Below are 13,992 nucleotides of genomic sequence, written 5' to 3' on the forward strand. Positions count from 1 at the left end.
GATGATAAATCATGTACGGCACGATTAATTTATTGTCATTTTAAGAAAATATAGAAAAGCGGCTGTTAAAGCCGCTCAAAATGAAAGGCAAAATATGATTTTAACTATTAAAACATTGCATCCTCAGAGTTTGCAGAAATTTTATGTATTGATAAATCTGCCCCACGAAATTCATCTTCTTGGGATAGGCGAATACCCATAGTGACTTTGAGCATACCATACACAGCAAATCCGCCTGCCAGTGCAAGCAAAATGGCAAGCAGTGTACCAATGATTTGAGAGATCATAGATACTCCGCCCATTCCGCCCAGCCACTGTTGTCCAAATAAACCCACGGCGATACCGCCAAATGCACCGCATACACCATGCAAAGGCCATACACCTAACACATCATCTACTTTGAGTTTGTTTTGCGTATAAGTGAACAGTTTAACAAAGATAAAACCTGCACAAATACCAATGAATAAAGCACCGATTGGATGAACCACATCTGAACCGGCGCAGATTGCAACCAAGCCAGCCAGTGGACCATTATGTAAAAAGCCAGGATCTTCTTTGCCAAAAAAATTTGCAGAAAGTGTGCCGCCGACCATAGCCATGAGTGAATTAATCGCAACTAAACCTGAAATGGCATCAACACGTTGAGCACTCATCACGTTAAAGCCAAACCAACCAACAATTAAGATCCAAGAACCCAATGCAAGAAAAGGAATTGAAGAGGGTGGATGCGCACTGACACGCCCATCTTTTTTATAACGCCCATTGCGTGCACCGAGGAGTAAAATTGCTGCCAATGCAATCCATCCTCCCATTGCATGGACAACGACAGATCCTGCAAAATCATGGAATCCAGCACCAAATGTATCGGCTAACCATTTTTGTAATCCAAGGTTGCCATTCCAAGCAATGCCTTCAAAAAAAGGATAAACCAAAGCGACAATAAACAGCGTTGCAAGGGCTTGAGAACGCATTTTTGCACGCTCAGCAATACCCCCTGAAACAATTGCAGGAATTGCAGCTGCAAAGGTCAACAAGAAAAAACATCGCATCAAATTGTAGCCATGTTCAGCAGACAAAGTGGTACTTGTATGAAAAAAATGCTGTCCATAAGCAATATAATAGCCAATAAAAAAATAGGCGATTGCTGAGATTGAAAAGTCAGTAATGATTTTACTGAGTGCATTGACTTGGTTCTTATGACGAACTGTTCCCAATTCTAAAAAAGCAAATCCCGCATGCATAGCGAGTACAAGCACTGCGCCAAGCAGAAGAAAGAGAAGATCAACGTTTTGCATATACGATTCTTTTTGGTGCTATATGTCACAAATTGGTTCAAGTATAACCAACCAAATCTATTCGTGAAGCATCTGACCGTATGAAAAAATAGATCAAAAAATTCAAAATATTATGAAGACTCGATATAAAGCAAAAGCATGCACTAAATTGGAATTTTTGCACTAAGTTGATGCAATAAAATAATATGTCTTATTTTTAAGTTATTGATATTTAATTAAATAAAATTTTGTTTTAATATTGAATATCAAAAATCAATTTCTCCCTTAAAAAATAATCCGATCAGTTGTGGAAAGAACATTTAAAAAATGAGTATTATTTTCGCAATGTTGGACTAGCACATGTTTTGTTTCTGTATTCCTGGCGATCTTTTTCAAATTTTTGCCCATTCCATTTATAAACATTAAAACATTGCGATCCATCATTGATGGCAATATCTGGCCAACCATGTCTTCCTAGAGTTGAAAGAAATTCAGGTTGACCTTGACTATTAAAAATTCGAACCCATTTTTGATCGCTTTGTTGGGTCACCACATAAAATCCAATTCCTGTCTTTGCATAGCACCCAACACCGCCATCCACAACAATTGCATCAGGGCGACCATCTTTATTCAGATCACCATAATATGAAATATTGCCCAAGCTACAGCGACTTTCCCAGCCAAGATTGGTTTTTTTAAACTTTGCACTTTTAAAAATTTCAACTTGGATCTTCTCGGGTATTTGGGGAAGTTTGGCATGACTCATATGAGTCAACAATAAGCACAGAATTGCTGAAATAAAAATTATGATATTTTTCATCATTTTACCTAATTATATTGTGATTTGGTTATCATTATTTTTAAAGTATGTATTTTAATCAAGCTTTAATTATGTGATTGCACGCCTAAAAAAATCTCAACACTCAATTATTTTTTTATCATTAACAATTTCATGCATTTAGATGAGTTGTTTGATATTTTTAAGAGTTGTAAGTAAATATTTGATATAGAATTGAAAAGAGTCAATGATCGATATAAGAAGTATGATTTCTCATTTCTCCACTCGTTTTTTTAAAGTCATGATCTGTGTTTTTGTATCCAGCTCTTTGTCTGATTCACTATTAGCCCATACTATTGAATACAGGACTTATCGTTCTCAAGTGCTGAACTGTGGTGAAGCCACAATGCAAGTTGTTTCACAATGTGTTGCCTCAACCGATGGAGCAGAATCAGGGAGTGCAGGGCAGATACGGGACTCTTGTTCATCCAGTCAATTGCTGATGAATTGGAAAGGGCAACAGAAAGTTTTGAATTTTCCAATCGCCATGCCAGAACAGAAAAAATTATTGGAAAATCAAGGTTATCATTTAAAAGCGACTCTTCAATTCGGCGATTGGGCGCCACAGAGTTTGGCATGTGGTCAAGCACAGGGCATCACAGGTCATTTTGTGATTGTGAATCAAGCCACGACAAACGATATCAATCAAGAGTATCGAGGCAAAGGTTCATTGAGTGAAGCCCCTATTGTATTAAACCTGAATGGAAGCTTCACCAGTGATTCAATCAAACAAAAAATTTATATGTTGAGTGAACAAAATAAACTTAAAATTTCTAAAGTAGTTGGTGCAAATGCAATTTTTGCAGATGAAGAATAAAGTTAGCACAAATAAATTCGCTTGATTTTATTGTTGTCTAAGAAGAACACTGATGCCCCACAGGTTTCTTCAAGGACATTTACTTTTACACCATCACCTTTAAATTTTAGATAGTGTTGGGGATCAATTTGCTCATCAGCGATGATGTCTCCGTTTTCACCGAAGCGATATTTTTCATCAATATAGATACCTGTTTTTGGCGCAATTTCAAAGCGCCCAAAAATATCAAGATCTTCACCTTCTTCTTCACTTTTATAGAAATAAACCTTGTCGCTGTCGGAGATCCGAAATTCAAAAAGATATTTCATGCCTTTTTGATTTGGATTTTTTAAGACTTGGAAGCTATCTAGTTTCCCATCTCCATTAAGGTCAACTAATAATGGCTGTTTTAAATAAGTCGTGTCTACATGATAGCCTTGTGGCGATGCTACAGGATTATTGACCGGTCGCTGGGTGTGAGATTGCGGTGGCAATGATTGACCAGTATTCACAACAGCTTTAGCTTGCTGTGAATTTTTTTGTACTGCCGCTTGGGCAGTTGCTTTATCTTCTATTGACGTGGCAGGCTTTTCATGACAGCCAACAAGAAAAATGAGTAAAGTTCCAAGAAAAAAATGATGATTCATATAATTTAAGCGATTTATTTATTTTCGATGCCTCAGATTCTATCTTAAAAATTGCTTTTGTCAGGTCAAATGTCCTAAATTGAACATAGGTTGTATGATTGTAGATTCACATTTACTTAGCTTGATTGAACAGGTCGGTGGAGAATATCTTGAGTGTTTCAAATTCTGATCAAATTTTATCTGTTGTGATTACGGGTGGAACACGCGGAATTGGTTTAGGTTTAGCCGAGGCTTTCTTAAAGCTAGGTTGGTCCGTTATGATTTCAGCACGGAACAGTACACAACTCAATCAAGTGGTTGCTGATTTAGGGGCACGTTATTCAGCTCAACGAATTTATGGCATATGTTGTGATGTAGCTCAGTATGAAGACCTGCAAAAGTTATGGAATGAAACAATTTTAAAATTTGGTCAGGTCAATGTCTGGATCAATAATGCAGGAACCAGCAATGCAGCAAGGGGCTTTACGGACATCACTCATACCGATATAGAAAATGTGGTTAAAACCAATGTACTTGGTACGATGCTAGGTTCACAAGTGGCGTTAAAAGGCATGACTCAACAGGGTTTTGGACAGATTTTTAACATGGAAGGATGGGGCAGTCGTGGAGAATGGAGTGCAGGGATGACGCCTTATGCAACCAGTAAGCGAGCAGTTGCCTATCTAAATCATGCATTAAATAAAGAAGTCAGGCAAAGCAATATTCTGATCGGTACATTAAGCCCCGGAATGGTGGCAACAGATCTGTTGATTTCTTCTTGGCAGCAGGGTGATGTTAAAAACTGGCATAAAATGAAATGGTTATTTATGTTTGTGATTGACCCACCTGAGCAAGTGTGTGGTTATTTGGTAAAACGTATCAGTCAGAATCACAAGCGCAATGCCCGCATTGTCTGGATGACACCGTGGCGTTTGTTGCTTCGTTTTTTTCAACCTTATTACTGGAAAAGAAATCCTGTGCAGGGGACGGCTTTGGATCAACTGAAAGAGTAGTGTTTTGATTTAAATTTGAGGTTTATTAAAAAAATAACTTTGCAAAAGCTTCATTCAGTAAGCGATATTTTGTCGCGCTCTAGGATGTCACTATAATCAAACTATTGAAAACTCTTACAGTAAATATAATTTCCAGATCAATAAAATCAGGGTGATATAGATTGTTTAATGATCCAAAGCTTATACTGCTACGCTTTACATCTAAAGTTTAAATCAATTGACGTGGGTGATGCTTCTCTTTTCAGAGATGAAAAGATACAAATAAATCATGATTAAGGTGAACTCACTATAAAAACAGTACCAAAAAAAAAAGAAGACCGAAGACCACCTTTGTATTTCGTATGACCAATGTCATAGTTCAGCAATCATCATTTTTTAGTCAGCAATGAAGTGCTTTTTTAGAATTGAAAACAATGAGTAGCAAATAGAGTTGTTTGTAGCTGATATTAAAAAAAGACTTGAATTAGAATGATAATATTTCTTATTATCTAATAAGACTTGTTGGTAAAACTTAAAAAAATTACTTACCAAAGTCGTGTCAAGCTCTGTAGCTGAATTACTTTTCCTATCACTAGAGCATTTGTAAATAAAGCGTCTTACGCTAAAAATATTCGAATAATTAAGGGGTTTTTATGTTTTTAAAATATAGTTTTACAATAATGGGTTTATTTGTTTCAACAATACTGTGGGCTGGAGCAGATTGGGATTATAACAATTCCAGAGATTGGGCGAATACCAATCAAAAATATCAAGCATGTGCAGGCGTAAATCAATCTCCAATTGATATACGAGATACAGTAAGTGCTCATCTGCCACCATTGAAACTGAATTATCATACAACAGCGAAGTCCGTCCAAAATACGGGTCATACGATGCAGATTGACTTTAACAAAGGTGCTAGTCTGGAGTTAGATGGGCAGAATTTTTATCTGGAACAATTCCATATACATAGTCCGAGTGAAAACAATATTAATGGTCAAAGCTATCCGATGGAACTGCACTTAGTGCATGCTTCAGAGCAAGGTGAGTTGGCGGTTATTGCATTAATGTTTCAACAAGGATTAGAAAATGAAAAACTCAATCATATTTGGAGTGTATTGCCTACAAAGTTGGGTGAAAGTAATCAGCTTTATTCCAAAAACAATGCTGACAGTTATTTACCTCAAAAGTTAGATTATTATCGTTTTAATGGTTCTTTAACGACACCACCATGTACAGAAGGTGTCAGATGGGTGGTGCTTAAAGAAATTCAGCAAGCATCAAGTGACCAGATCGGGGCATTTACGCAATTAATGGGGCATCCGAATAATCGACCAATACAATCCATTGGTGCACGACTGATTTTAGAATAGTTTTAGGATAAAAAGTAGATTATAGGATCTACTTTTTAATTCTTGTAGTGATCTGTATTCAGAATACTGACTCTATATAAATCAAGAAATTATTCAATTCAGTTTTTATCGTTATGACAGGTGATCGCAATCATTTGTCATAATCATTGTGATAAACTCATTCAAAACAATGACAAACTTTATCGTGTATATTACAGATTTCATAATTGCCTAATTCATTGCCATATTCATCTAGTTTGACGGCATATGCAGTGATCCAAAGTAAGAATTCTGAAAATACAAAAACAATTTGCATAAGCAAATTTTTTAATGCCTTTTAATTCTTTTACAGGTCTACATTCAGCGAAAGAAAGAACGACCTTCATCACCGAAATTGGCTTACCTGTATCATTCAATAAAATATCGTTTAAAAATTTATGGAAGTTTAACCCCATATTTTTGTTCGAATTTTAATATTTCTAACAGTGTCGTCGGATGATTGAAAGATAAATTTTGATTGATGAAATTTTGTTTAGATTGGGGAATAAGCATAATTATTCTAATCAAAAAAGAAGGAAGCTTGATTAAGCTTCCTTCTTTGAATGGAAAATTACAAGCTCAAATTAAAGCGCTGCAATCTGTTCCATATTGGCTTTAATCTTCGCCAACTGATCAGCAAACTCAGCAAGCTTGGCTTTTTCACCTTCAACCACCGCAGCTGGTGCCTTTGCCACAAAACCTTCATTGGCAAGTTTAGTCGCAATCTGATCATGTTGCTTTTGCACTTTGTCCAAGTCTTTTTGCAAACGCCCCAGTTCAGCTTTAGGATCAATCAAGCCTTTCATTGGAACAAATACAGAAATACGACCCACAACAGAGGATGATGACAATGGCGGTTGCTCAGCATCGGTTAGGAACGTAATGCTTTCAACTTTAGCCAGTGCTTTAAACAACGGTTCAATACGTGCAATCTGCGCCTTTTCAGCATCTGTTGTGTTTTGCAGCAATACGGGTAACAGACGTGCATTACCTAAGCCCATTTCACCACGGATATTACGTACCGCACCAATCAAACCTTGCAAGCCAAGCATGTCTGCTTCAGCCTGTTCGTTGATACGTTCAGGGTTTGGCACAGGGTATTGCGCCAACATGATGGTTTCACCTTGAATACCAATCATTGGTGCAAGGGTTTGCCAAATTTCTTCAGTCAAAAATGGCATGATTGGATGCGCAAGACGTAAAGATGCTTCCATCACAGAAAGAAGAACACGGCGAACTTCTGCTTTACGTTCATTCGATACGTTTTCATCATTGAGTACAGGCTTGGTCAGTTCTACATACCAGTCACAGTATTCATTCCAGATGAACTCATAGATTGCCTGCGCAGCCAAATCCAAACGATAAGTCGCAAATGCCTGTTGGACAGCAGCTTCCGCTTTTTGTAAACGACTGACAATCCACTGTTCAGGAAGCTCCCACAGATCCTGACGGATTTCTTGACCAATTGGCTGTTGTTCACAGTTCATCATCACGAAACGAGTTGCATTCCAGATTTTGTTGGCAAAGTTACGGTAGCCTTCAACACGCTTCATGTCGAACTTGATGTCGCGACCGGTATTGGCTAAGGCGCAGAAAGTGAAACGGACTGCATCTGTACCATAGGCTTGAATACCTTCCGGGAATTCTTTACGTGTTGATTTCTCGATCTTGGCAGCTTGTTTAGGATTCATCAAACCTGTGGTACGTTTTTGTACTAAAGTTTCAAGATCTACACCATCGATCAAATCTAACGGATCAAGCACGTTCCCTTTAGATTTAGACATTTTTTGACCTTCACCGTCACGTACCAAACCATGAACATACACAGTTTTAAATGGAACTTGCGGTGTACCATCTTCATTTTTCATGAAGTGCATGGTCATCATGATCATTCGGGCAACCCAGAAGAAAATGATGTCAAAACCAGTGACCAAAACATCAGTAGGGTGGAAAGTATTTAAGAAATAGTTTTCTTTATCTTTTGCTTCATCGCCTGTCCAACCCAACGTTGAGAATGTCCAAAGACCTGAAGAGAACCATGTATCAAGTACATCTTCATCTTGGTTTAATTCAACATCAGCAGCGATATTGTTTTTCGTACGAACTTCTTCTTCTGAACGACCAACATAAATATTGCCTTCAGCATCATACCAAGCCGGAATACGGTGTCCCCACCAGAGCTGACGTGAAATACACCAATCTTGAATGTTGTTCATCCAAGCCATATACATGTTGCTGTATTGCTCTGGAACGAATTTGATTTCGCCATCTTTGACTGCTTGGATTGCAGGTTCGGCAAGCGGCGCAATTTTGACATACCATTGATCTGTCAGTAACGGTTCAATAATGACGCCAGAACGGTCACCACGAGGTGGCTTCAAGGTATAGGGTTGAATTTGTTCTAACCAACCTTCTGCTTCAGCTTGCTCAACTAACTTTTTACGCGCAGCAAAACGTTCTAAACCAACATAGTCTACTGGTGCAGGAATTGTTTTGGAAATCGCTTCACCGGCTTTGGCAATGTATTCAAACTCAGCCAGAATTTCGGCATTTTTGTTGAAAATATTGATGATTGCGAGTTCGCAACGCTTGCCTACTTCATAGTCATTAAAGTCATGAGCAGGGGTGATTTTTACACAGCCTGTACCGAATTCTTTATCTACATATTCATCTTTGACAATCGCAACCGCACGACCTGTGATTGGCAAAATGATATTTTTACCCACGAGATGTGCATAACGTTCATCATCTGGTGCAACAGCAACAGCAGTATCGCCAAGTAAAGTTTCTGGACGTGTTGTTGCAACGACGATATAGTTTTTACCGTCGTGAGTGCGTAATGATTGATCTTCAAAGAAATATTTGAAGTGCCACAATGAACCCTGTTCTTCTTTATCAGACTCAACTTCTAAATCAGAAAGCGCGGTTTGTAGTTTTGGATCCCAGTTAACAAGACGTTTCCCACGATAAATCAAGCCTTGCTCATGCAGTTTTACAAAGACTTCTTTAACTGCATTGGATAAACCCTCATCCATGGTAAAGCGTTCACGTGACCAGTCTACAGATGAACCAAGACGGCGAATTTGACGGGTAATCGTGCCGCCAGACTGTTCTTTCCATTCCCAGATTTTATCAATGAATTTCTCACGACCAAGGTCATGACGGCTGATGTCTTGCGCAGCCAGTTGACGTTCAACCACCATCTGCGTCGCAATGCCAGCATGGTCTGTACCTGGCTGCCACAAGGTATTTTTACCAGACATGCGGTTATAGCGTGTCAACGCATCCATGATGGCATTGTTAAAACCATGACCCATGTGCAAGCTACCTGTGACGTTAGGTGGCGGAATCATGATACAGAATGAATCGCCTTTACGAGAAGGCTGAAAATAACCTTTCTCTTCCCAAGTCTTGTACCATTTTTTTTCGATCTCGGTAGGATCGTAGGTCGTAGCAATGTTTTGCGCTGAATCAGTCATAGTAAAACAGATCAAAAGTAAGTAAAAAATTGCATTCATTGTAGCAAATATTCTTCAGGAATGTTGAATCCTGTTGTGGAGTATTTACGTGGAATAAATGAAATATGAATAATCTCAATTTTGACTGTATTTTTTGCTAGAAAATATGACAAATGTTGGAAAATAAAAGCTGTAACTCAGTCACATTTACAAATTGTTTTTTTAGCCATTTGATTTATTGGTATTATTTTATTGATTTATGACATTGCTGGCAGTAATTAAAGACAATGCAAGATTTTTGTGGTTTTGTTAAGATCAGATTTAGTCGGATAAAACAACAACAGGACATCGCGCAATGCAATATAAAATTGATTTATTGATCAAACAACACACTTATCAAGAGTTGAAGACTATTACTCAAAATTTAAATAATGGGGAAAAACGGGATTTGGCAAAACAATTGGGCAATGTATTTACGGATATGTCTTGCCAAGTATTAGATCAGGTTTTTGGCGCTTTACTCGAAGAGCAGCGTAATAACCCAACTTTAGATGCAACGGGTCAAAAAAAGCTGAAAGAGGCTGAACAGATTTTTTCTCAAATCGAAGGGGCTTTTAAAAAATATATGCCTTGGTCGATTTCATTTTTTAGTAATGATCGTTTAAAACCAGTTGCAAATCATATTCTTAAGAAGTTTGAGGATTCAGAGGCAAGTGAAGTGGTGATGTATTACCAATTGGATCGCCATCTTGGTGAAGAAGCAACGAGTAATATTCAGAAAGTGATTGCTGGTGACACGCATGCTTTACCTGCAACCTTAAAAAATCTAGTCAAAATCATTGATCTGGGCGTCTCTGAATTTATTCGAGATCCTAAAACATTGCTAAAATTTAATTTTGTCGTTGATAAGACCTTAAATGGTGTCATCAATATGATTACCAGTACGGGTTATAAACGTTTAGAAAAAGTAGGTGAGGAATATAATCCAAGCAACCCTGAAAAAGCTCAACATTATGCGAAGCATTTTAGTAAGTTTTTGGTTGAGGCTTAAAGGCGAAACAAAGATGTCTGATTGATTTGACCTGCCTCGTGGTCTAATATTTATTCATCATATTCAAGAGCATGATTACATGGAAAGTTTAGATGGAAAGGTGGTTTGGATTACAGGTGCATCATCAGGCATTGGTAAAGCTTTAGCTGCTGAATGTGCTTTACAGGGTGCGCAAGTGATTTTAAGCGCAAGACGTCCAGAAGAGCTGGAAAAAGTTCGTGTAAGTCTGCTTCATCCAGATCATCATATTTCAATAGCCATGGATATTACCGATGAAGCACAAGTTCGTCATGCTTATGAACAGGTTCTTGACCGAAAAGGGCGTATAGATTTGTTGATTAATAATGCGGGTTTAAGTCAAAGAGCATTGATTACAGAAACCAGTATGCAAACTGAACGTGCTATCATGGAAATAGATTATTTTTCCCAAGTGTTTTTGACCAAACTGGCATTGCCTACATTTATTGCTCAGAAATCGGGACGAATTGCCTATATCTCAAGTGTTGCAGGGCTGTTGGGGACACAATATCGTGCTACATACTCTGCAGCAAAGGCGGCTATCCATATGTGGGCAAACAGTCTACGAGCAGAAGTAGCACAGGATGGTGTAAAAGTGTCGGTGATTTTCCCTGGTTTTGTCAAAACCAATGTTTCTTTTAATGCTTTAAATGGGGCAGGTAAGCCACAAGCACATCAAGATCAAGCAATTGAAAATGGTTTGGAGGCTGATGATTTTGCAAAGCAAACTGTTGCAGCGCTTTTAAATGGTGAAGAGTATATCGTGGTTGGTGGAGCCAAAGAAAAGTTGGGGGTATGGGTATCACGCTTATCTCCTGCAACCTTATATAAAATGATCCGTAAGATGAAAGTGAAGTAGATCAATTCACTTTATTTGCATGGATGGGCTTGATGTTTGAGATTGTATCTTTTTGCAGGATGATAAACGAAGCTCCGCAAGGGTAAGCATTTTGAGCAGTAAAGCGCTGTTCATCACAGCACTCAATCATTTCCTTCAAAATATTCTAGTTATTGCAGATATTTTATAAATTAGAAGTCATCCTCCCTCTGACAAATATGGATGACATTTTCTTATATCTTGAGATACGATATGATTTTAGATTTGCTGCCTAACATCAGTGAGTAAAACATGCAAAAAACCATAAAAATTATATTTAAAACAAGTGGCTTATTTTTTGTTTTCAGTGGCGCTACTTATGCTGGTCTGTGTGATGATCATCAAGTCGTTACAAACATCTTGAAACAAGTCAAAATCACCAAGGTTGAACAGTCATTGATTGACTGTAAACTAGATCCTGTTGATGATTCAGTGATGATGATGGCTTATGCCCCATGGATCTCGGTGAAAGATCGTCCAGAAGAAGGTCAATATTCTTTAGATTTAATCAAGTTTAAGCCTCAAAATTTAAAGGTTGTTTATCATTACCCAGTTGCGGAACCCATGGTTTCTGATGCAATCAGTTTAGATTCAATCGCACTGGATACAGCGAATTATAAAGTCACTGAATCAAACCGTGCCTTAGGGTTAAGATTAAATTATTCAGGACATTCACAACCCAATCCATTTTCTATGCAACTTTTAAATTTGTACGATTTGAAAAATAAGAAACAAATTTTGGACAGTTTGATTGTGACCCGTGATCGTGCAGAAACAGATATGCATTGCAATGCAGACGCAGAAGAGCGTGCTTCTACACTCGTAATACAAAAAAATCAAACCAAAAAATATATGGATATTCTCGTCAACAGTAAAATTAAACGTTACCAGACGCAAGTGATCGCAGAGGAGTGCCAAGAGGTGAATCAGCGATTCAGCCAACAACATTTCACTTTAAAATTTGATGGCAATCAATATCAAATTCCTAAAAGTTTTAAAGATGAATATCAATATTAATACCGATTAATATTGTTTACTTAATATATACTCAAACTGTCTAATGATTCATACAAGTACTTTGATATCCAGTGAAATTTATGCTTTTTATAGGGTTTTGATGACTCATTTATTTTACACTTTTGAATCATAGATGGTTTAGCTATCGTGAGGTGACATGGATGTCGCCAAGTTGAGCGGGGATATATGAGCAAAAACAAAGCATTGCTTTGTTTGTAGCGCAAGAAACCTGTTAAACGAAAGATTTTTGTCACTTTTCATCTCTGAAAAGTGAGCCATTGCCTGCGCAAACCGATTTAAAGTTTAGATTTAAAGCGTGGCAGTGCAAGCTAAAAATCATTAAACAATACATTGATTACATTTACTTTAGTGATCAAGAGAAATGATATTTTACTATATGAGTGTTTCAACAGATTCACTATATATTATCTAAGTTTTCTTGAATGGCATAATAACCCAGTAGATCTTGGTTTATTGTCAGCAGTTTTGGCTATCCGTTAAGGTATTTTGTTTAAATATTGAGATAGCAATTCAGCATTTTTACCTCTTAACTGCCATGACATACAGCGAATGCCACCGCCCATATGGCAGACTTGTGCAGACTGAACAGGAATAACGGTACGTTTGGTCAGCTGACGGAGCTGTTGCAATGCAACAGCATCTTGCTTGATCCCGAATTGTGGAAAATAAATGCGTTCAGGGGTCACAAGCATATTGGTATATAAGCCACATGCTGAACCAAACTTTTCATCATAAATTTGGCTTCCATCATAAGGCGTTACAATTTCATGAATCTTGATCTTTGGTATCCCTCGTTTCAAATCAGCCTTGAGTTGTTTTGAATATTCTGGATCTTCTGGATAAGAATTGATGACAACCGTGTCTTTTTCAATAAAGCAGACTACTCCGTCAGCATGTTCTAAGCCGCCTTGTTCATCTGCTTCAATAAATGCAATATGTTTTGCGCCCGTCAGTTGCAATAGCTTTTTCCGTGCAGCAGTTTCGGATAACTGATTATCAGATAAAAATTTAGTACTGATCACCACATTACCATGACCATCTTCAACCCAATTACCGCCATCATTCAGTAAAGGCGTTTGGATAAATTGAAGTCCTGCTTTTTGACTATATGCTTTAAACTCAGACTGCACAGTATCGGAAATGGCTTTAGCTTTATTACCGCCCCCTTGACCTGCTGCTGTATAGCGGAAAAGAACTGGTTGAGCGGGATTGGCACTACTGAAATCACGCATCCAAATATCGTGCATCGGTGCAATCGCAACATGCTGTTTTCCCAAAGCTTTGACATAGTCTGCATAAAGTTGTTGATCGGTTAAAATCAAGACATGATCACCATGTTGAATAATTTTTTTCGCATATTCGACGTGAAAATCAAAAATATCATTGATGACTTTTGCATAATATTTATCATTGCTTTTTGGTGAGGCAAGTACAATGAATTCTGCTTGAATGCTCAATGGAAGCATGGTGATCAATCCTATGCTGATTTGGAATGCAAGATTTTTCATACAGCCAAGCCTATGTGAATCATCAAGAAATTATTATTTTAAAGTCCCATTTTGGATATCACAGCTGAATCAAGTATAGGATAATCATGATGTGGCTGGATGAAGAAAATCAAGATCATTCAGTT

General features: G+C 37.7%; 11 protein-coding genes. 6 read left to right on the plus strand and 5 right to left on the minus strand.

From position 1 onward, the window contains the following. Nucleotides 1–107: 107 nt before the first annotated feature. Both IMO47_RS05125 and IMO47_RS05130 read right to left on the minus strand, forming a co-directional pair. Nucleotides 108–1,295: an ammonium transporter gene (locus IMO47_RS05125; RefSeq protein ID WP_196075768.1), complete on the minus strand. Its 1,188-nt coding sequence runs from the start codon at nucleotides 1,293–1,295 to the stop codon at nucleotides 108–110. Nucleotides 1,296–1,608: 313 nt separating this feature from the next. Then, nucleotides 1,609–2,094: a hypothetical protein gene (locus IMO47_RS05130; protein WP_196074729.1), complete on the minus strand. Its 486-nt coding sequence runs from the start codon at nucleotides 2,092–2,094 to the stop codon at nucleotides 1,609–1,611. 259 nt (nucleotides 2,095–2,353) lie between these two features. On the opposite strand from IMO47_RS05130, the gene IMO47_RS05135 reads away from it, so the two are divergent. Continuing rightward, a complete protein-coding gene (locus tag IMO47_RS05135) occupies nucleotides 2,354–2,929 on the plus strand; it encodes a hypothetical protein (RefSeq protein WP_227552230.1) in 576 nt (191 codons plus the stop codon). Nucleotides 2,930–2,931: 2 nt separating this feature from the next. Here IMO47_RS05135 and IMO47_RS05140 read toward each other — a convergent pair whose 3' ends face one another. Then, nucleotides 2,932–3,555 (minus strand): hypothetical protein, encoded by a 624-nt coding sequence (locus IMO47_RS05140; protein WP_196076057.1) that lies wholly within the window; start codon nucleotides 3,553–3,555, stop codon nucleotides 2,932–2,934. A 149-nt stretch (nucleotides 3,556–3,704) separates the two neighbouring features. Here IMO47_RS05140 and IMO47_RS05145 point away from each other — a divergent pair, with 149 nt between their 5' ends. Both IMO47_RS05145 and IMO47_RS05150 read left to right on the plus strand, forming a co-directional pair. After that, complete coding sequence (locus tag IMO47_RS05145; protein ID WP_196076058.1) at nucleotides 3,705–4,547, plus strand: SDR family oxidoreductase; 843 nt, start codon at nucleotides 3,705–3,707, stop codon at nucleotides 4,545–4,547. Nucleotides 4,548–5,179: 632 nt separating this feature from the next. Next, a complete protein-coding gene (locus tag IMO47_RS05150) occupies nucleotides 5,180–5,899 on the plus strand; it encodes a carbonic anhydrase family protein (protein WP_196076059.1) in 720 nt (239 codons plus the stop codon). 602 nt (nucleotides 5,900–6,501) lie between these two features. Here the strand turns inward: IMO47_RS05150 and IMO47_RS05155 are convergent. Further along, nucleotides 6,502–9,396, minus strand: coding sequence for a valine--tRNA ligase (locus tag IMO47_RS05155; RefSeq protein ID WP_196076060.1), 2,895 nt, complete (start codon nucleotides 9,394–9,396; stop codon nucleotides 6,502–6,504). Between the two features lie 334 nt (nucleotides 9,397–9,730). Between IMO47_RS05155 and IMO47_RS05160 the strand changes: the two genes are divergently transcribed. From IMO47_RS05160 to IMO47_RS05170, 3 genes are all read left to right on the plus strand, one after another. Continuing rightward, entirely contained in the window at nucleotides 9,731–10,426 is a 696-nt protein-coding gene (locus tag IMO47_RS05160) for a hypothetical protein (RefSeq protein WP_196076061.1), read from the plus strand. Between the two features lie 79 nt (nucleotides 10,427–10,505). Beyond that, nucleotides 10,506–11,303, plus strand: coding sequence for an SDR family oxidoreductase (locus tag IMO47_RS05165; protein ID WP_196076062.1), 798 nt, complete (start codon nucleotides 10,506–10,508; stop codon nucleotides 11,301–11,303). A 270-nt stretch (nucleotides 11,304–11,573) separates the two neighbouring features. Further along, a complete protein-coding gene (locus IMO47_RS05170) occupies nucleotides 11,574–12,338 on the plus strand; it encodes a hypothetical protein (RefSeq protein WP_196076063.1) in 765 nt (254 codons plus the stop codon). A 497-nt stretch (nucleotides 12,339–12,835) separates the two neighbouring features. Here IMO47_RS05170 and IMO47_RS05175 read toward each other — a convergent pair whose 3' ends face one another. After that, nucleotides 12,836–13,867 carry an agmatine deiminase family protein gene (locus IMO47_RS05175; RefSeq protein WP_196076064.1) on the minus strand — a complete coding sequence of 344 codons (1,032 nt, stop codon included), beginning with the start codon at nucleotides 13,865–13,867 and terminating at the stop codon, nucleotides 12,836–12,838. Between the last annotated feature and the right edge of the window lie 125 nt (nucleotides 13,868–13,992).

It is taken from the genome of Acinetobacter sp. Res13-Abat-PEC15-P4-01 (assembly GCF_015676285.1).
GTDB lineage: Bacteria > Pseudomonadota > Gammaproteobacteria > Pseudomonadales > Moraxellaceae > Acinetobacter > Acinetobacter nematophilus.